General features: G+C 57.4%; 20 protein-coding genes. 13 read left to right on the top strand and 7 right to left on the bottom strand.

The annotated features are described in order from the left end of the window. Positions 1–80: 80 nt before the first annotated feature. Genes RQI55_RS21800 through RQI55_RS21785 form a run of 4 tightly spaced genes read left to right on the top strand, consistent with a single transcriptional unit; the run spans position 81 to position 3,665 of the window. Positions 81–1,022, top strand: a complete 942-nt coding sequence (locus tag RQI55_RS21800) for an ABC transporter permease (protein WP_311272939.1) — start codon at positions 81–83, stop codon at positions 1,020–1,022. Positions 1,023–1,035: 13 nt separating this feature from the next. Next, positions 1,036–1,914, top strand: a complete 879-nt coding sequence (locus tag RQI55_RS21795; protein ID WP_042616975.1) for an ABC transporter permease — start codon at positions 1,036–1,038, stop codon at positions 1,912–1,914. A 1-nt stretch (position 1,915) separates the two neighbouring features. Then, the gene (locus tag RQI55_RS21790) at positions 1,916–3,121 is read left to right on the top strand and encodes an amidohydrolase/deacetylase family metallohydrolase (RefSeq protein WP_042616976.1); all 1,206 of its coding nucleotides are present in this window, start codon (positions 1,916–1,918) and stop codon (positions 3,119–3,121) included. Positions 3,122–3,167: 46 nt separating this feature from the next. Next, positions 3,168–3,665 (top strand): RidA family protein, encoded by a 498-nt coding sequence (locus tag RQI55_RS21785; protein ID WP_042616977.1) that lies wholly within the window; start codon positions 3,168–3,170, stop codon positions 3,663–3,665. Between the two features lie 9 nt (positions 3,666–3,674). Here RQI55_RS21785 and RQI55_RS21780 read toward each other — a convergent pair whose 3' ends face one another. Continuing rightward, positions 3,675–4,508, bottom strand: a complete 834-nt coding sequence (locus RQI55_RS21780; RefSeq protein ID WP_311272938.1) for an IclR family transcriptional regulator — start codon at positions 4,506–4,508, stop codon at positions 3,675–3,677. A gap of 102 nt (positions 4,509–4,610) precedes the next feature. On the opposite strand from RQI55_RS21780, the gene RQI55_RS21775 reads away from it, so the two are divergent. The 7 genes from RQI55_RS21775 to RQI55_RS21745 all read left to right on the top strand — a co-directional run bounded on the left by RQI55_RS21775 (position 4,611) and on the right by RQI55_RS21745 (position 14,969). Continuing rightward, positions 4,611–5,807: an aminotransferase class V-fold PLP-dependent enzyme gene (locus RQI55_RS21775; RefSeq protein ID WP_311272937.1), complete on the top strand. Its 1,197-nt coding sequence runs from the start codon at positions 4,611–4,613 to the stop codon at positions 5,805–5,807. Positions 5,808–5,847: 40 nt separating this feature from the next. After that, positions 5,848–7,692: an ABC transporter ATP-binding protein gene (locus RQI55_RS21770; protein WP_042616980.1), complete on the top strand. Its 1,845-nt coding sequence runs from the start codon at positions 5,848–5,850 to the stop codon at positions 7,690–7,692. A 295-nt stretch (positions 7,693–7,987) separates the two neighbouring features. Next, positions 7,988–9,814 (top strand): ABC transporter ATP-binding protein, encoded by a 1,827-nt coding sequence (locus RQI55_RS21765; RefSeq protein WP_042617042.1) that lies wholly within the window; start codon positions 7,988–7,990, stop codon positions 9,812–9,814. Between the two features lie 41 nt (positions 9,815–9,855). Next, the gene (locus RQI55_RS21760; RefSeq protein ID WP_311272936.1) at positions 9,856–11,388 is read left to right on the top strand and encodes an ABC transporter substrate-binding protein; all 1,533 of its coding nucleotides are present in this window, start codon (positions 9,856–9,858) and stop codon (positions 11,386–11,388) included. Between the two features lie 60 nt (positions 11,389–11,448). Next, on the top strand, positions 11,449–12,372 hold the full coding sequence (locus RQI55_RS21755) for an ABC transporter permease (RefSeq protein WP_311272935.1): 924 nt from the start codon (positions 11,449–11,451) through the stop codon (positions 12,370–12,372). 5 nt (positions 12,373–12,377) lie between these two features. Continuing rightward, positions 12,378–13,226: an ABC transporter permease gene (locus RQI55_RS21750; protein WP_192067319.1), complete on the top strand. Its 849-nt coding sequence runs from the start codon at positions 12,378–12,380 to the stop codon at positions 13,224–13,226. Positions 13,227–13,232: 6 nt separating this feature from the next. Beyond that, positions 13,233–14,969, top strand: coding sequence for a M14 family metallopeptidase (locus tag RQI55_RS21745; protein WP_311272934.1), 1,737 nt, complete (start codon positions 13,233–13,235; stop codon positions 14,967–14,969). 23 nt (positions 14,970–14,992) lie between these two features. Here RQI55_RS21745 and RQI55_RS21740 read toward each other — a convergent pair whose 3' ends face one another. The 5 genes from RQI55_RS21740 to RQI55_RS21720 all read right to left on the bottom strand — a co-directional run bounded on the left by RQI55_RS21740 (position 14,993) and on the right by RQI55_RS21720 (position 20,409). Further along, positions 14,993–15,913: an SMP-30/gluconolactonase/LRE family protein gene (locus tag RQI55_RS21740; RefSeq protein ID WP_042617043.1), complete on the bottom strand. Its 921-nt coding sequence runs from the start codon at positions 15,911–15,913 to the stop codon at positions 14,993–14,995. Between the two features lie 29 nt (positions 15,914–15,942). Then, positions 15,943–16,890 carry an ABC transporter permease gene (locus tag RQI55_RS21735; protein WP_311272933.1) on the bottom strand — a complete coding sequence of 316 codons (948 nt, stop codon included), beginning with the start codon at positions 16,888–16,890 and terminating at the stop codon, positions 15,943–15,945. Further along, positions 16,887–17,828, bottom strand: coding sequence for an ABC transporter permease (locus RQI55_RS21730; RefSeq protein ID WP_311272932.1), 942 nt, complete (start codon positions 17,826–17,828; stop codon positions 16,887–16,889). The genes RQI55_RS21735 and RQI55_RS21730 overlap by 4 nt, the downstream gene beginning before the upstream one ends. Next, positions 17,825–19,288, bottom strand: a complete 1,464-nt coding sequence (locus RQI55_RS21725) for a sugar ABC transporter ATP-binding protein (RefSeq protein WP_311272931.1) — start codon at positions 19,286–19,288, stop codon at positions 17,825–17,827. Before RQI55_RS21725 ends, RQI55_RS21730 begins: the two co-directional genes overlap by 4 nt. A 104-nt stretch (positions 19,289–19,392) precedes the next feature. After that, complete coding sequence (locus RQI55_RS21720) at positions 19,393–20,409, bottom strand: ABC transporter substrate-binding protein (RefSeq protein ID WP_042616988.1); 1,017 nt, start codon at positions 20,407–20,409, stop codon at positions 19,393–19,395. 289 nt (positions 20,410–20,698) lie between these two features. On the opposite strand from RQI55_RS21720, the gene RQI55_RS21715 reads away from it, so the two are divergent. Both RQI55_RS21715 and RQI55_RS21710 read left to right on the top strand, forming a co-directional pair. Further along, positions 20,699–21,931, top strand: coding sequence for a sensor histidine kinase (locus RQI55_RS21715; RefSeq protein ID WP_311272930.1), 1,233 nt, complete (start codon positions 20,699–20,701; stop codon positions 21,929–21,931). 1 nt (position 21,932) lies between these two features. After that, on the top strand, positions 21,933–22,655 hold the full coding sequence (locus tag RQI55_RS21710; RefSeq protein ID WP_311272929.1) for a response regulator transcription factor: 723 nt from the start codon (positions 21,933–21,935) through the stop codon (positions 22,653–22,655). A gap of 2 nt (positions 22,656–22,657) precedes the next feature. On the opposite strand, the gene RQI55_RS21705 is transcribed toward RQI55_RS21710, so the two are convergent. Beyond that, a complete protein-coding gene (locus tag RQI55_RS21705) occupies positions 22,658–23,545 on the bottom strand; it encodes a LysR substrate-binding domain-containing protein (RefSeq protein ID WP_311272928.1) in 888 nt (295 codons plus the stop codon). Positions 23,546–23,569: the final 24 nt, after the last annotated feature.

The following is a 23,569-nucleotide window of genomic DNA, read 5'->3' as shown; positions in this document are numbered from 1 at the left end:
TGTTTTCGATGGCCGGATGCCGCCTCACGCGGCACCGGTTTCGGAAATGTTTCTGATCTGGAGCATGAAGAGAGACAGATATGATCCGTTATATTCTCCAGCGCCTGTTCGGCATGATTGTCGTGATGTTCCTCGTCGTGACCATCGTCTTCGTCATTGTGCGCGTTACGCCGGGTGATCCGGCTGCCGTCATGCTCGGCCCGGATGCCTCCGCTCAGGATATTGCTGATTTGCGCATGCGGCTGGGGCTGGATCAGTCCCTCGTCGTTCAATATTTCATCTATATCGGACAGATGCTGAAGGGAGATCTTGGTCAATCGATCTTCCTCAACATGCCCGTCACATCGGCTCTTTTGGCTCGTGCGGAACCGACGTTCTTTCTGACACTGTTTTCGTTGCTGATCGCCAGCGTCATTGCATTGCCCATCGGCATCTACGCGGCCTATCGCCGTGGGTCCTTTGTCGATCAGGCCGCAACGACGATTGCCATGCTGGCCGCCAGCATACCCAGCTTCTGGCTCGGCCTCATTCTCATGCAGTTCTTTTCCGTTAAGCTGAACCTGTTTCCGGTTTCCGGCTATGGTGGGCCGGGCTCCAGCTTTATGGAGCGCATGTACCACCTGACACTGCCAGCCTTTGCACTAGGCATCGTTTCATCTGCGCTCATCCTGCGCTTTACCCGCGCCTCCATGCTGGATGTGCTGGGCGATGATTACATCCGCACAGCCCGGGCCAAGGGGCTGATAGAGCGCCGCGTCATCCTCAAGCACGCCTTGAAGAATGCGCTCATTCCGATCCTAACCGTCATCGGCTTGACCGCTGCCGTGCTGATCTCGGGCGCAGTCGTGACCGAGACGGTGTTTGGCCTTCCGGGCGTTGGAAGTCTTGTGGTTTCGGCGGTGTTGCGACGGGATTATCCAGTCATCCAGGGAGCCTTGCTGGGTATCGCGGCGCTCTATGTCTTCATCAATTTTGCGATCGATATGCTGTATCTGGCGATCGATCCGCGCGTTCGTTATTAAGGGGGCGCGACGGATGGTCGATATCACAGCAACCATGCCAAAGCCCGCGGCAAGCGAAGGATCGAAGTTGCTGCGCCGCTTCCTGAAGCGCAAGACGGTGGCCTTCGGCCTCATCATTCTCGTGGTCTTTGTTATCTTGGCAGCACTCGCGCCCTGGATCGCGCCTTACTCACCGTCGAAGCTTTCGATCGTCAACCGGCTGAAACCACCCAGCGAGGTGTTCTGGTTCGGCACGGATGAATTCGGCCGTGACGTCTTCTCGCGCACGATTTATTCGGCTCGTTTGTCGCTGCTCATCGGCGCTTCCGTTGTGGTTCTGTCGGCATTGATCGGCGTCACCCTCGGTCTGCTGGCGGGTTTCTTCAAACGGCTCGACACGCCGATTGCCCGTCTGATCGATGCAATGATGGCGTTTCCCGATATTCTGCTGGCCATCGCTCTGGTGGCCGCCCTCGGACCGTCGCTCACCACCGTCATCGTGGCACTCTCCATTGTTTATTCGCCGCGTCTTGCGCGCATCGTCCGGGCCTCGACACTGGTCATCCGCGAACTGCCTTATGTGGAGGCGGCGCAAGCGCTTGGCATATCCACGTTCCACATCATGACGCGGCATGTCCTGCGCAACCTTCTGTCGCCCATCCTTGTTCAGGCCACCTTCCTGTTTGCCAGCGCCATGCTGGCCGAAGCTGGCCTTTCCTTTCTCGGGCTCGGTGTCAGCCCGGAAATTCCAACCTGGGGAACCATGATCGCCAGCGGCCGCCAATATATCGGTCAGGCCGACTGGATGACCTACTTCCCCGGCTTTGCCATCATTCTTTCCGTGCTGTCGCTGCAAATGGTGGGCGATGGCTTGCGGGATATGCTCGATCCAAGACTGCGAAGGGATTTGTAATATGACCGGGGAAAACGCGAAACCGCTCCTCCTCACCAACGTCAAGCCCATGGCTTTTGGCGAAACCGCACAGACAGGCACGACCGATATTCTGGTCGGTGGTGACGGCAAGATCGCCGCCATCGGTGAGTCCATTGCCGCCCCGGCAGACGCCACGCGCGTTGATGGAAAGGGCGCCTGGATTTCCCCCGGCTGGGTGGATCTGCATGTCCACATCTGGCATGGCGGCACGGATATTTCGATCCGTCCATCCGAATGCGGCGCAGAGCGCGGCGTAACAACGCTTGTTGACGCAGGCTCCGCGGGCGAAGCGAACTTCCACGGCTTCCGCGAATATATCATCGAGCCCTCGAAAGAGCGGATCAAGGCTTTCCTCAATCTCGGTTCAATTGGCCTTGTTGCCTGCAACCGCGTCGCTGAACTGCGCGATATTAGAGACATCGACCTTGATCGCATTCTGGAATGCTACGCCGAAAACAGCGAGCATATCGTCGGCCTGAAGGTGCGCGCCAGCCACGTCATCACCGGCTCCTGGGGCGTGACGCCGGTCAAGCTTGGCAAGAAAATCGCCAAAATCCTGAAAATACCGATGATGGTGCATGTGGGCGAGCCCCCCGCGCTCTATGACGAGGTGCTGGAAATCCTCGGCCCGGGTGATGTCGTAACCCATTGCTTCAATGGCAAGGCGGGCTCATCGATTATGGAAGATGAGGACCTGTTCAATCTCGCTGAACGTTGCGCGTCCGAGGGCGTGCGGCTCGATATCGGCCATGGCGGCGCGTCGTTTTCGTTCAAGGTGGCGGAAGCCGCGATTGCCCGTGGTTTGCTGCCGCATTCCATTTCCACAGATCTGCATGGCCACTCCATGAACTTCCCGGTCTGGGATCTGGCGACGACGATGTCGAAGCTCATGGCTGTCGGCATGCCCTTTGACAAGGTGGTCAATGCCGTGACCCACGCCCCGGCAGAAGTCATCAAGCTCGATATGCAAAACCGCCTGTCGGTGGGTGCCCGTGCTGATTTCACCATTTTCGACGTCGTTGATTCAGATCTGGAAGCGACGGATTCCAATGGCGACGTTTCGCAATTGAACCGGCTTTTCGAACCACGCTTCGCGGTGATCGGCTCGGAAGCCATTGCGGCAAGCCGTTACATTCCGCGCGCCCGCAAACTGGTCCGACACAGCCACGGTTATTCCTACCGATGATGCTGCTAGCCATGAACACAAGATTTCGCATGACACAGGAGTTTGCGTGACCCAGTCCCCGATCAAAGCCGAAGCGAAGGCTGATACGCCCTATCATCGGCTGGCTGCACTCGGCATCGAACTGCCACCGCCAGCGCCACCCATCGCCAATTTCGTGACGCATGTCATTGAAGGCAATGTGCTGTATCTGTCCGGCCAGGGCCCGCGCGAAGCCGATGGTTTCCTGCACACCGGAAAAGTCGGGACGGATGTCTCGACGGAAAAGGCCTATGCCGATGCGCGGCTGACCGGCATCAACCTGCTGGCCGTGATGCACGACGCGCTGGGAGACCTTGCCCGGATCCGGCGGGTGGTGAAGCTGCTGGGCATGGTCAATGCCGCGCCTGATTTTCTGGATCACCCGCAGGTTATCAACGGGTGCTCCGATCTCTTCAATGCCGTGTTCGGCGAGGCGGGCCAGCACGCCCGCTCTGCGGTCGGCTTTGGCTCGCTTCCCGGCAATATCACGGTCGAGATCGAAGCCATCGTGGCGCTTCACGCATAAAGGAGACGGTCAGTGGTTGCGCCAGCCCATCAGCTTTTCGATCCTCGCTGCCGACGCCTTGACGCGGTCGGCATAGCCGGACTTGTCGGCCAGCACCTTCTGCTCGGGAAGCACGATGGAAATCGTCGCAACGCAATCGCCTCTGTTATCCACAATCGGCGAGGCGATACACGCCACCGAGTAATCGGACTCACCGGCCTGAACGGACAGTCGTTCCTCAAAGGCTTTGGCGGCGGCATCAGACAAGGTCGTCGCATCCACCGTGGCGCGACCGGTCGGCGAAATACGCGCGCCGCGCTTGAACAGTTCGATACGCTCTTCTTCCGGCATATGGCCGACGAGAAGACGACCGGACGCCGTCCAGTTGAGAGGAACGCGGGTGCCGACGCGGGATGCGACTTGAAAATGGCTTGGGCCATCGGCCATTGCCAGAACGAGCATATGCTCGGCATCGCGGCCGCAAACCTGAACAGTTTCGCCCGCCTCGCGACAAAGATCGTGCATTTCGTGGGTGGCAACGCTCATGAAATCCAGCGAACGCGCATAGGCAAGGCCGTAATGATAAAGCCGCGCGCCAAGCCAGATCAGGCCATCGGCGTTGCGGGCCAGCATGTTCTTTTCGACCAGATCATCGATGATCACATAGACGGTGGAAAGCGGAGCCTTGACGGCCTTGGCAATGGCGTAGGCCCCGGCGGGCGCTCCCGTTTCGTAGAGATAATCGATGATCTGCAAGGCGCGGTCCATGCCGCTGACCCGCGAGCGGCGGGCCTTGCCGTCATTTTCAACCACAGATGCCTCGTCGGAAAGAGCCTCCGATGATGTCTTCAAATCCAAAATCACGCTCCTGCGTCCTAAAGAACCTATTTCATTACTATGGCATAGGCATGAGCAGGGCAACTGAAATCAAAGCTGGGCTGACCGGCCCAAAGACTGGAGAGTAACATGTCCGACGATATTCGCGCCAAACTCGGCCTGCGCCCCGTAATCAACGTATCCGGCACGATGACCAGTCTCGGTGCCTCTATTGTGGTGCCGGAAGCGATCGCCGCGATGGCAGCCATTCTGCCGCAGTTTGTTGAGATCAACGATCTGCAACGCAAGGCAAGCGTCATCATCTCGCGCTTGACGGGTGGCGAGGCAGGCTTCGTCACCGCATCCTGCTCTTCCGGCATCAGCCTTGCCGTGGCGGCGACCATCACCGGGCCGGACCTGCTGGCCATCGAACATCTGCCGCAAACGTCTACGGACAAGAACGAGGTTCTGGTGCAGATGGGCCATATAGTCAGCTATGGCGCACCTGTGGACCAGTCCATTCGGCTGGCCGGTGGCAAGGTGGTGATGGTGGGGCAGGCGACGTCTGCGCATCGCTATCACATGGAAAACGCGATCACAGACAAGACGGCATGTGCTGTCTATGTCGTGTCTCACCATGTGGTCGATTACGGTCTGTTGAGCCTTACGGAATTCGTCGAGATTGCCCATGCGAAGAACGTTCCGGTTATTGTGGATGCGGCATCTGAATATGATTTGAAGCTGTTTCTGGCGCAGGGTGCCGATATCGTTCTTTATTCCGGCCACAAGTTCCTCGGTGGTCCAACGTCTGGCATCGTCGCCGGTAGGAAAGACCTGGTGCGCAACGCTTTCCTTCAGAACATGGGCATCGGCCGTGGCATGAAGGTCGGCAAGGAAAGCATTTACGGCGTTATGGCTGCGCTGGGAGCCTGGGAAAAGCGGGACCACGCTGGTATCCGCGAACGGGAAACCAGCTATCTGAACCTGTGGAAGGAGACGCTCGCGAACCGGCCCGGCGTGACCGCCTTGATCGAGCCAGACCCGACCAATAATCCGCTTGATCGGATGCGCGTCATCATCTCCCCGCAAGAAGCGCATATCACCGCATGGGATCTCGCCGCCGCATTGAGGCAAGGACCACAGCCGATCATCGTGCGGGACCATGAAGTTGAGCATCACTACTTCTACCTCGATCCATGCAACCTGCATCCGGGCCAAGAAACCATCGTGGCATCGAGACTGGCCGAAGAACTCGACAAGGCTCGCGCCTCCAACGAAATCATCGCCACACCCATCGAGGATCTCTCCCGCCATCGTTTCGATGGCGCTTTGCGCTGGCCTGATTGAGCAGCCGACACCGCAGAAGACTGGAAATAAGGGAACGATCATGACCATTCTTGCTCAGACCACGCCAATTGCGCCGCAAACGACCGACCCGATTTTATCGGTCGAGAACTTGAGGACGTCCTTCGTGGTCGATGGCAAGTGGAAGCCTGTCGTTCGAGATATCTCCTTTACGGTGGCACCCGGTGAGACAGTGGCGATTGTCGGTGAGAGCGGGTCTGGAAAATCCGTCACATCGCTCTCGATCATGCGTCTGTTGCAGCCCGATACCAGCCGCATTGAGGGCAAGGTCATGTTGGGCGGTCGCAATCTGCTGGCCTTGCCGGAACATGAGATGCGCAAGGTGCGCGGCAATGAGGTGGCGATGATCTTTCAGGAGCCGATGACGAGCCTCAATCCGCTTTTCACCATTGGCGACCAGATATCCGAAGCCCTTCTATGTCACGAGCCGATGAGCAAGCGCGAGGCAAAGGCCGAGACGATCCGCATTCTCGAAAAAGTGCGCATTCCCTCAGCCGCCTCTCGCTTCGATGAATATCCGCACCGTTTTTCCGGCGGCATGAGGCAGCGGGTGATGATTGCCATGGCGCTGGCGACGAAGCCGAAGCTGCTGATCGCTGATGAGCCGACGACGGCGCTCGACGTGACGATTCAGGGCCAGATCCTTGATCTCATCAAGACCCTGCAGGAAGAGGAGGGCACGTCCGTGCTCTTCATTACGCACGATATGGGCGTTGTCGCCGAGATCGCGGATCGTACCGTGGTCATGTATCAGGGGGAGCAGGTGGAAACGGGCGCCACCGCAGATATCTTCCATCGCGGCCAACACCCTTATACGCGGGCGCTGTTGTCGGCGGTGCCAGTTCTGGGTTCCATGCGGGACTACCAAAGACCGCGCCGCTTCCCAGTGGTCGATGTCCTCACCGGGGAATCCGACATTCCGGTGGAAGTTGGTGACACCGTCGCAAAAGGCCAGCCGGTGCTGCAGGTGAAGAACCTCACCAAGCATTTCGATATCCATTCAGGTCTGTTCGGGTCGATTGCTGGTCGCGTTCATGCCGTAGAAAACGTGTCGTTTGATCTGCATGCCGGTGAAACCCTGTCACTCGTCGGAGAGTCCGGCTGCGGCAAATCCACCACGGGGCGCGCCATCATGCGTTTGATTGAGCCCGGAAGCGGTTCTGTGATGGTTGAAGGGCGCGAAGTGCTGACCCTGGACAAGAAGGCGATGCGCGAAATGCGCAAATCCGTCCAGATGATCTTTCAGGATCCTTTCGCCTCGCTCAATCCGCGCATGACGGTTGGCGCTGCCATTGCCGAACCGTTCCTGGAGCACAGGATGGGGGACAAGAAACAGGCGAAAGATGTGGTCGCAGATATGCTCGTTAAGGTGGGCCTGACACCAGACATGGCTAAACGCTATCCACATGAATTCTCTGGCGGTCAGCGCCAGCGCGTCTGCATTGCCCGTGCGTTGGCACTTCAGCCAAAGGTGATCGTGGCGGATGAGAGCGTGTCGGCGCTCGATGTTTCCATCAAGGCGCAGGTCATCAACCTCATGCTGGATTTGCAGGAAAAGCTCGATCTCGCCTTCCTCTTCATCTCGCATGATATGGCCGTGGTCGAGCGCGTCAGCCACCGTGTGGCGGTGATGTATCTGGGGGCAATCGTCGAAATCGGACCCCGCGTCGCGGTCTTCGGCAATCCGCAGCATCCCTATACGAAGCGCCTCATGTCGGCAGTGCCCGTTCCAGATCCCGACCGGCGCAGGGTCAAAAGCGCAGGTGCTGCCGAGGAGCTGAAAAGTCCAATACGGCCTGTCGATTACGAGATTGTCCTGCCACGGTTTCGAGAGGTTTCGCCGGGCCATCTCGTCGCGGAGACCTGACCGCTTCTGGCAACAGACGTCCACTTTATCTGCACAATCTACTTTTCATCGTGCAGATCAACCTCTGTCACTCAGTGCGTTGCTTGCTCATTGCTCAAATGCATATTTGTTAGGCAATGGTAGAATATTGTTCAACAGTCTAGACACGATTGTCCTACTTTGGTAGCCTGTATTAGCAATCAGATCTGTTTGATGGCGGGGAGGAGAGATGTGTGAGCTTTGCTCGCCGCCTTGTGTTTTGCTCGCGATGCCAACGGCTCTGGATGAGACAGCACATGCCGCCGGAGACGCAGACATGACGAAAGCATCGGACAGCCCAACCGCTCTTCTCTCCGTTGAAGGATTAAGCGTCGAGTTTGGATCCAGCCGGGTTGTCGATGATCTCTCTTTTTCTGTCGCCCCCGGAAAAACTGTCGCAGTGGTGGGAGAGTCCGGTTCCGGTAAATCCGTGACATCCCTGTCGACCATGCGTCTTGCCGATATGATGGGCGCGAAGTTTCCGGCTGGTCGCATCATGTTTGGTGGCCGCGATCTTCTCAAAGTCTCGCAAAAGGACATGCGCTCCATTCGTGGCAAGGATATTGCCATGATTTTTCAGGAGCCGATGACCTCGCTTAACCCGGTTTTCACCATCGGTGACCAGATTTGCGAAGTGCTCATTCTGCATGAGAAAATGACGAAGCCCGCCGCGATGGAAGAGGCGCGCAGGCTGCTTGATATGGTGCGTTTGCCGGATGCCGCAGCGCTTCTCGGTCGTTACCCGCACCAGCTTTCAGGTGGAATGCGCCAGCGTGTGATGATCGCCATGGCGCTGGCCTGCCGCCCCAAGCTTCTGATTGCGGATGAGCCGACAACCGCTCTCGATGTCACCATTCAGGCACAAATTCTCAACATCATGCGGGATCTGCAAAAAGAACTCGGCATGGGCATGATCTTCATTACCCATGATATGGGCGTCGTTGCCGAAATGGCCGATGACGTGGTTGTCATGTGGAAGGGCAAGAAGGTGGAGGAAGGCCCGGTCGGCCAAATCTTTGCCAACCCGCAACATCCCTACACCCGCATGCTTCTCTCCGCCGTACCACGCCTTGGCAGCATGCAGGGAGAGGATTTTCCAAAGCGCACGCCATTGACGGTTCTTGAGGATGGAAAACCCAAGGTCATTGGTGAGGAACGAGTGCAGGATACTGCGACCTATGGCAACACGCCTCTGCTCTCGGTGAAGGATCTGATGGTCCGGTTCGATGTGCGCAGCAACCTGTTCGGCAAGGCCACGCACCGCTTGAGCGCGGTCCAGAAGGTCAGCTTCGACATCCACCCCGGCGAGACTTTGGCGCTGGTGGGCGAGTCCGGCTCTGGCAAATCCACCATTGGCCGCACCATCCAGCAGCTTCAGTCATCCATGGGTGGAGAAATCGCCTTTGAGGGGCGGCCCTTTTCGGCCATGTCTGCGGCGGAACGGTTCCGCATGCGCCAGCAGGTGCAATATATCTTTCAGGATCCGTTCGCCTCGCTCGATCCGCGCAAAACGGTTGGTTTTTCCATTGCTGAGCCGATCAACACCCATAGCCTCATCTCTGACCGCAAGGCAGTCCGCCGCCGGGTTGATGAGTTGCTGGAGCGCGTTGGTTTGAACTCTACGCTAGCAGAACGCTACCCGCATGAATTTTCCGGCGGCCAGCGCCAGCGTGTCTGCATCGCGCGGGCCTTGGCGTCCGATCCCAAGCTCATCATTGCGGATGAGGCGCTTTCGGCGCTCGATGTTTCCATTCAAGCGCAGATCATCAACCTGTTCATGGATTTGCAGGCAGAGCGCGGCCTATCCTATCTGTTTATCAGCCATGACATGGCCGTCGTGGAAAAGATCAGCCACCGGGTTGCTGTCCTCTATCTCGGGCAGGTCGTGGAGCTCGGCAGTCGTCGGCAGGTGTTTGAAACGCCGGGGCATGATTACACACGCAAATTGCTGTCATCCGTCCCGGTCGCGGATCCGACGGCTGTGCGACATACGGCACTGATCGAGGGTGAAATTCCCAACCCCGTCCGGCGCGTGGGCGATGAGCCCAAAATACTCATCCATGAGGAAATCAATCCGGGTCATTTTGTTGCAAAAACGGCCTGAAAAACAGCGAAAAATCGCATCCATCTGAGAGGAACAGATCAATGACTACAATAAAGAGTGGACTGACGGCCTTTGTGGCGCTGGCATTGTCGAGCGTGGCATTTGCCGCAACGCCGGCATTCGCAGCCGGTAAAATGACGATTTCCTCGCCGCAGGATCCCGGCAGCTGGGACCCGATCGATACGTTTCTGGTTCAGTGGGCCGCCGTTGCGACCAATATTTTCGACGGCCTGACCTATCGCGGCCCGGATTTGAAGCTGGTGCCCGGTCTTGCTGAATCCTGGGAAGAGCTGGACGAAGGCAAGCGCATCCGTTTCAAGCTGCGCCAGAATGTGAAGTTCCACAATGGCGAGCCCTTTAATGCTGAGGCCGTCAAGTTTACCTTTGATCGCCTGCTTGGCGAACAGGGTGCCAAAGGACCGCAGCGGTCCAACTATACGGCCATCGAGAGCGTTGAAATCATTGACGACAACACGGTCGATATGAAGCTGAAGGCCCCTGATCCTGTGTTGCTGACCAAGCTTGCCGGTTACGGTGCAATGATCGTTCCGCCGAAATACATTCAGGAAAAGGGTGAGGACAACTTCAACACCAATCCGGTTGGTACTGGCGCGTTCAAATTCGTGTCCTATGCGCCGAAGGTGAACATCAAGCTTGAAGCCAATGCCGATTACTGGGGCGGCGCGCCAAAGCTGTCTGAACTCGACTACCGCTTCATCTCAGAGCCTGCGACAGCCGTTGCCGAGCTTCAGGCTGGCCGCGTCGATCTCGTCATTCCGCCAACCATTCCGATTGGCATGTTGCCGGTCATTCAGGGCGATTCCAATCTGGAAATCGTCAGTGTTCCCGGCCCAACTGTGGATGCGCTGCGCTTCAACACCCGCGATGGTATCACCAAGGACCCCAAGGTTCGCAAGGCGATCATCATGGCGGTGGATCGCGCCACTATCGTGAAGTCGATCCTCGCAGGTCAGGGTTCTGAAATCGCAAGCTTCCAAGGCGAGCTTTCCTTCGGCTACGACGCGGACCTGAAGCCCCTTCCTTACGATCCTGAAGGTGCGAAGAAGCTTCTCGCTGAAGCAGGCGTCAAGCCGGGCTCTACCGTTCAGATCGATATTCGTGGCAATGATGCGACGATGAACGAGGTCACGCAGGTTATCGCCAGCTACCTGCAGATGGTCGGCATCACCGCGACCATCAAGCCATACGAAACCAACGTTCTGCTGAACGACATCATCCCGCAGGGAAAGACCGGCGCGATGTTCCAGCAGAAATGGGGTGGATGGACGTTCGATTACGACAACACGGCCTACTCCATGTACCACTCCGGTGAAAAGTGGAACCCTTACGAAAAGGACGAGGCGCTGGACAAGCTGCTGGAATCCCAGCGTCCGCTGACAGACCGCGCAGAGCGCGAGCGTATCCTGAAGGAAGTTGGCAAGTACACCGCTGAAAAGGCGCTGGAACTGCCGCTTTACAACACCAACGCGATTTACGGTGTCAGCAAGAAGGTCAAGAACTTCGTTGCCGCACCGGATAACCGCCTGAAGCTCACCGACGTCACCGTCGAGTAATCAGCATCTGACGCCGCTCCACCGGGGCGGCGTCACCATTCTCAATTCAAGGAAAAGAACGTGGCCGGTTTCCTCATCAAGCGATTGTTGCAGGCGTTTTTCGTCGTCATCGCCATCACGCTGCTCGTCTCCTTTGCCATTCGCCTGACCGGCGACCCCGCCGTGACCATGTTTCAGGGCGGCGGCAGCATGACGGAAGAGGATTTGGCGCGCATCCGCGTGGCGCTTGGTACCGACCAGCCGTTTTTTGTCCAATATTGGAACTTCCTCAAAGGCCTTGTGACCTTCGATCTAGGGAAAAGCTTCGTTGGCGGCACGCCGGTCTCGCGGTTGATTGGCGATGCACTGCCCGCCACATTGATGCTCGCCTTCATTTCCATGGTTGTATCCATCGCGCTGTCGATCCCGCTCGGCATCAAGGCCGCGACATCAAAAGGCAAGGGCGTGGATCAAGCGATCCGCATCTTTTCGCTGCTTGGCCTGTCATTCCCCAATTTCTGGCTCGCACTCATGCTGGTTCTCTTGTTTTCGATCACGCTGGGCTGGTTGCCGCCAAGCGGCATGGGCGGTTTTGTGAGCTACATCATGCCTGCGCTGACCATGGGCGTTATTCTGACGGCCACGAATGTGCGCCTCGTTCGCACGGCCATGCTCGAGACCTTGCAGTCTCAATATATCATGGTTGCATGCGCCAAGGGGCTCAGCGAAAGCAAGGTTCTTTACAAGCACGCGCTGCGCAACTGCGCCATTCCGCTCATCACCTATTTCGGCCTTCAGTTCGGCGGATTGCTGGGCGGTATCGTGGTGATTGAACGGGTGTTCAACTGGCCCGGCATGGGCTCGCTCGCGTTCGATGCCGTCGGCGCGCGCGATTATCCGGTGTTGCAGGCGGTCATCACTGTGCTGTCACTGATGATCGTCGGCATCAATCTTCTGGTCGATATTGCTTACGGGCTGGTCGATCCCCGTATCCGCACGGAGTAACCCACATGGCTGCCAACACCTTTCGCCAGTCGCGCTTTTACAGCCTCGAGTTCATTCTCGGTGCCTCGCTGACGGTTATTATCTGCGCCGCCGTGCTGCTGTCCGATGTGCTTTTTCCCGGTGGCGCGGAAAAGATCGATCTGATGGCGCGGCTTGCCAAACCCTTTGCCACTGCCGCGCATCCTTTCGGCACAGATCCGCTGGGGCGCGATGTTCTGGCCCGCGTCGTTGCAGGCGGCAAAATCTCACTGCTGGTCGGCTTCACATCGGTCATCGGTGCCGTTGTGTTTGGCGTGCTGATGGGCCTGATCGCAGGCTATTACCGCGGCTTCTGGGATATGGTCGTCATGCGGTTTGCCGATATCCAGCTCGCCATGCCTTTTATCCTTCTCGCCATCACCTTCATCGCCATTGTTGGCGGCAGCCTCACCAACACCATCATCCTGCTGATCGTTTCGCAGTGGGTGCAATATGCGCGTCTGGTGCGCGGTTCTGTTCTGACACTGCGTGAGCGCGAATTCATCCTGTCGGCGCGGGCTATCGGCGTGAGGGATTGGCGTATCATTTTCCAGCACCTTTTGCCGAACCTCATAGGCCCGGTCATCGTGCTGATGACGTTGAATGTTGCCAACAACATTCTGCTGGAAAGCAGCCTGACATTCCTCGGCATGGGTGTCGATCCGACCATACCAAGCTGGGGCGGCATGCTGGCGGATGGCCGCACCTATCTGCAGATCGCATGGTGGGTCAGCGTATTTCCGGGCCTCGCAATTCTGCTCACCGTGCTTGGCCTCAATCTTCTGGGTGACTGGCTTCGTGACAGCCTTGATCCGACCGGCAGAACAGCAAGGTAGAATATCATGACGCAGATTTTCAGCCAAACGTTTGCTCGCACGTTGGATGATCTTGTACTACATGCAGTTGAAGGTCAGACTTTCGAAGCATGGACCTTCGACGATGCGAAAAGCCGCCGAGATGCCGAACGTCGCCTTGAAGACAAAGGTGTGACGGCGCGGATCCGGAGCGCTTACAAGCCTTTGCTTCACGCCTTTCTCGAAGAGATCGATTTAGCGGGCGTTGATCATATCAGGATCAGCTACCCCGTTCACGCCACTGCCGCTGCAAATCGTTTCCGGCTTGAAGCCTATCCGCTTGCGGCGCTTGCCGGGCAGGCAGAAATCGAATTTGTACCGCGTGAGGACGACGGTTTCTTCTATGACGTGGTTCTGACTCGCGCTGGAGAAACCGAGACACTGAAAGTCTTCGCGCCCAACCGCGTGCATGTGGATGTCGTTGGCGAAACCAATGTGTCGCCAACGGGTTGGCTGTGGCGTGATGGCGATGAGGTTGGCGAACGGCTGGAAACGGATTATAAGCGCCTGTTCGCATCGGCCATTCAAGCCGTTGCAGAGCATGATTGGGGCAATGACGAGCCCTATTTCGAAGAACTGAATATCCGCGTTCTCTTTCCATGCGAAGATCAACCGCTTGCCATCGGCGATGAAGTCATCAGCCTGCGTGAAGCGCTGCATGAGGATTTCTACTTCTCCCTGCTCGAATTCTTCCAAAAGAAATCAGGCCGCCCGCTGGGTGATCGTGGGCTGAAGCCGGGCCAGATTGTTCCTGAGATCATAGGTAGTGCCGGTGAGATTTCTGTTCTGATTGAGGAACAGCCGCTCGGCACTAGCTTCATCGACGCAGCCGATCAACTGATCGATACGGCCGCAGCACCTCTTTCGGCGGCACAAATATCGCGCCTGTTGACCGAAGTTGGTGGAGAAGAGTTTACCGCGCACGCGCGTTCAGGGCGGCAGGTTTCGGCGCGCTATATCAAGGGGAGCGATGCTGCCGTGATGATCAGCGGTGGGCAACATCCGAACGAGACGACGGGCATTGTCGGAGCGTTACGTGCGGCGCGCGAATTGCAAAAGCGGACAGGTGCGCATTTCACCATTTCGCCGCTTGAAAACCCTGATGGTTACGCTATCCACCAGCGGCTTCGTGTGGACAATCCAAGGCATATGCACCATGCCGCGCGCTACACTGCCCTGGGTGACGATCTCGAATACCGGACATCAGAAAATTCAGGCGCGCATCTCAACGAGAAGGCCATTCGCTTTGCAGCGCAGGAATTGAGCGGTGCGACCCTGCATGTGAACCTGCATGGCTACCCGTCGCATGAATGGACCCGCCCGCTTTCTGGCTATGTGCCTCGTAATTTTGCCATGTGGACGCTGCCAAAGGGCTTTTTCCTGGTTATGCGGCACCACCCCGAATGGGCCGAACAAGCGGAAATTTTGCTCGATAAGGTGACGCGCCATCTGGGTACGATACCCGGCCTGCTGGAGTATAATGATCGCCAGATCGCGCTTTACGAAACCCATGCAGGCGAAACCGGCTTTCGCCTCATCAACGGTTTTCCGTGCCTGTCTTCCGTTGATGATCGCCACACAGTTCCCATGACGCTCATCACCGAATACCCCGATGAAACCATCTATGGGGATGATTTCATTGCCGGCCACACGGCGCAGATGCAGACCGTGATATCCGCCTATAAGGCATGGCAGGAGATCGTGGCACTACGGGCGAGCGTGTAGACCACGCTTGCCCGCCATGTGATTCAAGGATATTGCGCGCCCGCTGTCGATACATAGATCGAATAGAGCGATTTCGACGCGGTGATGAACAGTCGGTTCTTGCGCGCGCCGCCGAAGGTGAGGTTTGCGACCGTTTGCGGGACTTTGATCTTTCCGAGCAAAGTGCCGTCGGGCGAAAAGCAGTGAACGCCGTCTCCGGCGCTGGTCCAGATATTACCGGCGATATCCAGACGCAGACCATCCGGCAGGCCAGCGTCAACGCTGCAGAAATCGCGCCCGCCTGTCAGGCGTTTGTCATCGATCACATCAAAAACCCTGATGTTGCGTGGTCTGGTGATATCGTGGCTGGAGGAGGAATCGGCGATATAGAGCTTTGTCTCATCGGGCGAGAAAGCAAGGCCATTGGGCTGTCCGAAGTCGTCCACCATGATCTCGACCTCGCCGCTTGAAGGGTCGATACGGTAGACATTTCGGGTTTCCTGCTCAGGTTCGGATTTATAACCTTCGTAGTCTGAAAGAATGCCGTATGTCGGGTCGGTGAACCAGATGCTGCCATCCGAGCGGACCACGACATCATTGGGGGAGTTCAGCCGTTTGCCGCGATAGCGATCGGCTAGCACCGTGATCGAGCCGTCGATCTCCGTGCGGGTCACCCGTCTGGTGCCGTGTTCGCAGGTAACAAGCCTGCCTTGGCGATCCCGCGTGTTGCCATTTGCAAAATTTGATGGCTGCCTGAAGACGGAAACGCCGTTTTGCGGGACCCAGCGCATGATGCGCTGGTTGGGAATATCGCTCCACAACAGGCAATTCAGATCTGAAAACCAGACCGGACCTTCTGCCCAGCGGCAGCCTGTATAAAGCTCTTCAAGCTCGGCATTGCCTGCAATCAGATAGCGGAAACGGTCGTCGTAAATTTCATAATGGGAAGCTGTGGCTTTCGTCATGGGAATAATCCGAAACTTGAGGTTCGCGTTCAACGGAGCTTTTTCGGCCCGCTTGCTAGAAGAATGACGGAAATGATGATGAGGCCGGTCAGGATGAGGCGAATGCCTGCGCCGAAACCGTAGGTGTTGAGCATGGACACCACCAGAAACATGAAGAGCGAGGCACCCCAGATGCCCGGTACGTTGGAATCGCCACCCGCCACCGCCGTGCCGCCAATGACCACCACGGCTATCGACATCAACAGATATTCGGCACCCATGTTGAGCGCGGCCCCGCCGGAGAAACTTGCCAGCAGATAGCCCGCGATAGCGGCCAGAACAGCGCACAGAACATAGGTGATGAAGCGGGTGCCATCCACGGGAATGCCCGTCATTCTGGCTGCGAACGTGCTTTGCCCAATGGCCGATATCCAACGCCCGTAGAAGCTACGGTCGAGAAGTATCCATGCCAGCCCTGAAAGAAGGAGCGCAACGAGAGCGACATTGGGAATACCGAGCGTGCTGGATATGGCGAAATCGGCCAGCATTTGTGGCGGTTTGATGCGAAGGCCGCGATTGCTCCAGATGGCGATGGACTGCACGATGAAGCTCATCGACAAGGTGGCGATGATGGGCGGAATGCGCAGGAGCTTGATGAGAGCATAATTGCCGATACCAATCGCGATACCGATGCCGATCGCCACCAGCAGGCCGGGCAGGATCATCGTATCCGACACATCCATGAACTTCAGCGCAATGGTGCCCGAAAGCGTCATGGTTGCGGGAACGCACAGATCGATATTGCCGGGGCCGAGTGTGATGACGAACATCTGGCCGATACCGACGATAACGGAAAAGGCTGCAAATGTCAGTGCCGCATGCGACAGGCCAAAGGAGCTGGCACCGCCGGTAAACAACACCGTGATGATCCACACCGCAACGGTGGCGACGAAGGACCATATCCAGGGTTTTCTGGAGAATTTCTGCAAGGCACTCATTGGTTTTTCTCCCGCTTTTCGAGGCGGTTCAGCAATAGCCTCAGGCCGAGAACGACGATGAGGATGGCCCCCTGCGCGCCAATCTGCCAATCCGGCGAAATCCGCATGAAGGACAGGAACGAGCCAGCAAGAGTCAGTGTGAGCGCACCGATGACGGCACCGATGGGCGAGACGCGGCCGCCCACAAATTCGCCGCCACCCAGGATGACACCTGCAATGGACAGCAGCGTGTAACGCAGGGCGATATTGGCATCGGCAGATGTTGTCAGCCCGACAAGCGCAATGCCCGCCAGCACCGCAAAGAAACCGGCAAGCGCAAAGGTCGCAGCACGAATGCCTATGACAGACCAGCCGGAGCGCTCCACGGAGCGGAAGTTACCACCAACGCCGCGCATCAAGACACCGAAGGACGAGCGCATGACGATATAATGCGCGATGGCCGCGATGATGATGCTGGCAACGATTGCCATCGGCAAGAAAGCCGGCTTTGCCGTCATGATGGCGCGAACCCAGCCGGGCGCTGCACCGCCGGGAGATGGCAGCAGCAGCACGGCAAGCCCGCCCCACACGAAGCTCATGCCAAGCGTGACGACAATGGACGGCAGCGTTCTTATATGGATGAGGGCACCCATCGCAGCGTAAACCGCAATCGCTGCGGCAAAAATCATAATGCCTATTAGCGGTGAGCTTTGCAGGTAGGTGGCGGTGACGCAGGCGCAGAAGCTGACAAAGGTTCCCATGGAAAGATCAAGATCATTGACCGACATGATCAGCATCTGGGCAATGGTGGCCAGCGCAATGGGAACCGCGAGATTGAACAGCAGGTTGAGGCCCGTATAACTCATGGTGCGTGGCTGCATGTAGAACACGGCCACCAGAAGTACAGCCAGCGAGGCTGCCGGGATGATGAGGCGCAGGGCGTTGGTTGAGAGTTTCATGCGTGTGCGTCTCCGGAAAAAGATGCAGCAAGCACTGCCTGTTCGTTGATCTCATCGCCCTTGAGTTCAGCCTGAATGCTGCCCTCGCGGAACACATAGACACGGTCGCAAAGACGGATTTCATCCATTTCCGTCGAGTACCATATGAAGGTCCGGCCGTTCGCAGCTTCGGCGCGCAGGATGTCATAGACCTCCTGCTTCGTGCCGATATCGACGCCGCGCATGGGATCGTCCATCAAGACAGTTGCAGCAGTTGTGGCAAGAGCGCGAGCAAACAGCACCTTTTGCTGGTTGCCGCCGGACAGCGAAAGGATTTTGTTATCGACATCTGGCGTGCGGATCTCGATCCGCTTTTTCCAACTTTCGCCGAGCGCATCTTCTTTTGTACGGTTCACCAGACCTGCTGGCGAAAAGTCGCGCAGAGAGGCGATGCTGAGGTTTTTCAGAATGCTCCACAGGGGGAAGGTGCCGTTCAGACTTCTGTCACCGGCCACGAAGGCGATATCCTGATGGCGCGTGGGAAACCAGTTGCTGTTGCGCGAGGTATAAAGGTCCAGCAGTGCTTCTGTCTGGCCATGACCACCAAGACCGGCCAGCCCGATAATCTCGCCCTTGTAGGCTTCAAACGGATAGCCCTGGCCTTTTCTCGGCGGCATGGACAGAACCTTTGGCCCGAATGTGCGGGTGGATTGGCGATGCCCGTCCTGTTCCTTCATCACGCTGCCCATGGCCTCGACCAGCGTCTTGTTGGTGAATTCGGCAGCGGGCCTGTTGGCAACCACCTTGCCATCCTTCATCACCACCACGCGTGTTGCGGTGGACAGGATTTCTCCGAGGATGTGAGAAATAAGCAGCACCGCGCCGCCTGCGCGAACGAAACGGCGGACATAATCCATCAGTTGCTCGGCCAGACCCGCATCCAGAGAGGATGTCGGCTCGTCCAGAATGACGAGCTTCGGCTCCTCGTTCACACCGGCAAAGTTGATTGCAATTTCCACCATCTGCCGCTCGGCAATGGAAAGGTCCGAAATGGTCAGGTCGCAATCGATGCCATGGTTGGGAAATATGTCGTCCAGCTTGGTGCGGATCAGGGTCAGCGCACGGCTGCGCCAGTTCCTGCCCTTCATGTCCGTGTGCATGATGCGCACGTTTTCATTGATCGCGAGGTTCGGGCAGAGCGACAGTTCCTGGAACACGCAGCGCACGCCGTTTGCACGCGCAGCCGCAATTCCATAGCTGCTGGGCTTGCCACCGTAGGAAACCGAGCCCTCATGCGGGGTCAGTCCACCATTGATAACATTGACGATGGTGGATTTTCCGGCACCATTGTGCCCAACAAGGCCGAGGCATTCGCCTGAGCGAATGACAAGATCGGCACCATCCAGCGCCTTGACGGCACCGAACACCACTTTTACGCCGCGTGCCGCGACCACTTCTTCAGTTGAGTTGAGTTCATTCATCAGCCGTTACGCCATGTTATGCAGCCGCTGCCACAGCCTCGCAACCACCGCAGCGCCGGTTTCAGCGCTGCGGTGTGTTTGTGCTTGAAGGTGAAACCTCCCGCTTACTTTGCGGCGGAGATAACCTTCTGTGCGTCTTCAAGGCTGTATTCGACGTTGGCGACGCCACCCTTCTGGGTGCCCTTGAGATTGGTCTCAAGGTTGGCCTGATCGATCCGCAGGAATGGTACGGTCAGGTCCTTCTTCACGTCCTTGCCATCAAGGATTTGCTGCGCGACCCAGAAGGCCAGCGTGGAGACACCAGGTGCAATGGAAACCGACATGGTTTCATAGCCGCTGGCATCCTTCTGCTGCTTCCACCACTGCAATTCATCCTCGCGGTTGCCCATGACGATGGTCGGTGTTGGACGCTTGGCAGCGGCAAAAGCCTGAGCTGCACCATAACCGTCGCCACCCTGTGTCACCACAGCGGCAACTTCGGGAAGACTTGGCAGGATACCGGCGACAGCGCGCTGGGCCACATCCTGTGCCCAGTCACCGTTGACGGAACCGACGATCTTGAACTGGCTGTTCTTGGCAACGCCTGCCGCAATGCCCGCATGGATTTCATCATCGACGGACACACCGGCGAGGCCACGGATTTCCAGCAGATTGCCACCCTTCGGCATCTTCTTGGCAAGATAATCGATCTGGCTTTCGCCCATCGCCTTGAAATCAACTGCTATGCGCCATGCGCAGGGTTCGGTCACGATGCCGTCGAACGAGACGACAATGATGCCTGCGTCACAGGCTTCCTTCACCGCGCCGTTGAGTGCTGTCGGTGAAGCGGCATTGATGACGATGGCATCATAGCCCTGCAGGATGAGATTTTGGATTTGCGCAGCCTGCTCGGTGGCCTGATTTTCCGCCGTCGTGAACGGATCGGCAGCAGCAACGGTGCCTGCCTTCACAGCGTCTTTTGTAATCTTGTCCCAGCTTGTCAGCATGGCCTGGCGCCAGGAATTGCCAGCGTAATTGTTCGAAAGCGCGATTTTCTTGGCGGATGTATCTGCATGTGCGGTGATCGGCAGCGCCGCAAACGCGACTGCGACCGATGCCAGAAGCATCTTCTTGATAGCCATTGATTTTCCTCCCTAGTGGCCCACCCGTTCCCGGGAAAAGAAACCTCGGTGATGCCTCCTCGACATCATCTGAGATTCTCGTTGCGCTGAGGCTCCATTCCCCAGTACATGGAGAACATGAACGGGAAAGCCCTTGTTGTATAGGCTGATCCCGGCAATCTGGTTGCGGGTTCCCGCAGAATATCTGCGGGTTTATGCAGGACGCAGGCGTTGCCACGGTGCAGAATGGCATCCGGTTCGTGCAAACGCCACGGAACCCTGTTGCAGACGCTTGGGAGGGCGTCCGCCTATGCTCGATACACCAAGATCCTCGCTGTTTCATCACTATATGGGAATTTCCAGACTGCTCGCAGGCCAGCTAGAATTCAATTCGATCATTCAGGCCGTCGCGACTGAAATCACCCATATCATTCCCCATGATCATCTCGATGTCTGCATCAAACTCATCGATGGCAAGTTTCACATTGCCTATGAGAGCGGCATGGACAGCGCCTGGAGCCAACAGCCGCCTGCGCTTCTGACGGGAAGTCCCATCCGTTCGCTTTTGTCGGGGGAAGTCGATTTTCTGCTGAGTGGCGATGCCTGCTCAGATCCCAGATTTCATTTCGAAGGCGCGTTTTCCAGCCCGATCATAGAGCTTGGGCTTTACAGCCGCCTGCATGTTCCCATGAAGGTTCACGGCGATATCATCGGTGCCTTGAGTTGTTCCTCTCTGGAGGCCAATGCCTATACGATGGAGGATGTGGCCAATGCCCGCGCGGTGGCCGATCTTCTCGCGCCCTATTTCTTCGCCATCCGAGCAGCCGATCAGGCCAAGCGATCTGCAATCGTGGAAGCCGAGGCCCATGCCCGCGAAGAAGGCTTGCGGCTGGGCGCGCTGAAACTGACCCAGGCGCTGGAAGCGGAGCGTCAGCGTATCGGCATGGACCTGCATGACCAGACCTTGGCCGATCTGACCCGGCTTGCGCGCCGCATCGAGCAGATGACGCATCTGGCCGAGCTGTCAGGCGAAATGCTGGAGCCGCTGGTGCGAAGCCTTCAGCACTCCATGCAGGATTTGCGGCAGATCATCGAAGAGGCAAAACCCTCGATCCTGCACCTGTTTGGCGTCGTCCAGGCTATTGAGAATGATCTGGAGCGGTCGGTGCGCGATAGCGGTCTGCCCATCATCACCACGGTAACGGATGATACCGAGGGCCGGGTGGAGGCGTTGGAGCAAACAGTGGCCATATCGCTATTTCGCATTGTTCAGGAGGCCGTCAACAATGCGATCCGCCATGGGCAACCGCAAAAAATCCATGTCCACATGGGCCATGTCGATGGGCGGCTTCGTGTAACAGTCAGCGATGACGGAAGCGGCTTCGGCAAGCACACGTCCACCCACGGCCTCGGCATCGGCAATATGAAAACCCGCGCACGACTGATTTCAGCCCGCTTTGAAATGGGTCACAACCGGCATGGTCCGGGAACCTATGTCAGCATTACGCTCGCTGATACGGCTCAGAACATGGGAGACCTGTGAGATGGAAGTCCTGATCGTGGAAGACGACGTTCTTCATCGCTCCTACCTGAATGAGGCCGTTCGCGCAGCGCTGCCAGAATGCAATCGTGTCATCGAAGCGGAGAACGGCAGGGCGGGCGAAAAGCTGGCGCGTGAAAACCGGTCAGAACATATTGTCATGGATCTGCAAATGGCGGAGCGGAACGGGATCGAAGCTGCCCGCACCATCTGGAAGGAGCGCCCGGATACGCGCATCCTCTTCTGGTCGAACTACTCGGACGAAGCCTATGTGCGTGGCGTTTCGAGAATCGTGCCTGAAGGAGCCGCTTATGGCTATGTGCTGAAGTCGGCTTCAGACGATCGTCTTCGGCTCGCATTGCGCAGCATTTTCATCGAGTCCCAATGCGTGATCGACCGCGAAGTGCGCGGAATGCAGGAAAAGAGCCTGGGGCGGGTTCGCGGCGTCAGCGATTCCGAATATGAAATCCTTGTCGATGTCGCACTCGGCCTGACCGATAAGACGATTGCACGCCGCCGCAACCTGTCGCTCAGAAGCGTTCAGAACCGTCTTCAAAGCCTGTATGAGAAGCTGAATGTCTACCAGACAGCAGACGAGGGCGAGCCGGATGGTCAATATAATCTGCGCAGCCGGGCCGTTACCGTCGCATTTCTTCGGAAGCTTCTGAATTACAGCGCGCTGGAACGCGCAGAACAGGAGCTTGCCACATGGTTAGGTGGCCGGTGATCTCAGCCAGTATCCTGGTGACAGATCTCAAGAAGCGTGAGTGCGGCTTTGCTGGCATAACGCTCCTTGTGCCTGAGAAGACGGAACTCGCGGGCGGGTGCGGGAAAGTCCACCTCGCATAGGCGACCACTCTCAATATATTGCTCTGCCGCAAGGCGCGATACGGTGGCGGCACCGCTGCCGGTCAGCAATGCGCAGAGGATGGATTCATTCGACGGCAGCACCAGAACGATATCGAGCGTCCCTGCCTTGATACCCAGATCATTCAAGGCCTCTTCAAATGCAGACCGTGTGCCGGAGCCGACTTCGCGCATGACCCAACGCCCGGACCTGATATCATCGACATCGAGCGCCTTTTTCCCCGCCCAGGGATGCGATGGGCCAACGACGACCACCAGTTCATCATGGGCCACAATGGAGGCTGCAAGTGCTGGCTCATCCAGTTCGCCCTCCACAAATCCAATATCCGCTTCTCCGCTGATAACCGCGTCTGCGACGGTGCGTGTATTGCCGATCGTCAGTTGTAACTCTATTCCGGGAAACCTGTTGTGAAACTCCATCAGGCGCGGCGGCAACCAGTAGCTTGCGATGGTCTGGCTGGCGAAGACATTCAACGAGCCCCGTTGCAGACTGCCAAGCTCGCTCAGAATAAGCTCCACGGATTGCGACCGGGCCAGAAGCTTGCGCGCCTCCTCGAGGAAAATGCGTCCCGCATCGGTCAGCTCGATCCGCCGGCCAATGCGATGGAAAAGCTCGACACCGTAATGCTGCTCAAGGCTGCGGATTGAGGCGCTGACCGCCGATGGCGTCAGATTGATGGCCGCAGCAGCCTTCGTCAGGTGCTCACGTTCTGCGACGGCAACGAAAATTGCGAGTTGTTCGAATGTCATGGGAAATCGTTCTGTTTTATCGAA

The organism is Rhizobium sp. WCS2018Hpa-16, from assembly GCF_031843705.1.
Taxonomy (GTDB): domain Bacteria; phylum Pseudomonadota; class Alphaproteobacteria; order Rhizobiales; family Rhizobiaceae; genus Agrobacterium; species Agrobacterium tumefaciens_C.
The sequence above is the reverse complement of the archived record's forward strand: the minus strand, read 5'-3'. Positions and strand labels throughout refer to the sequence as shown.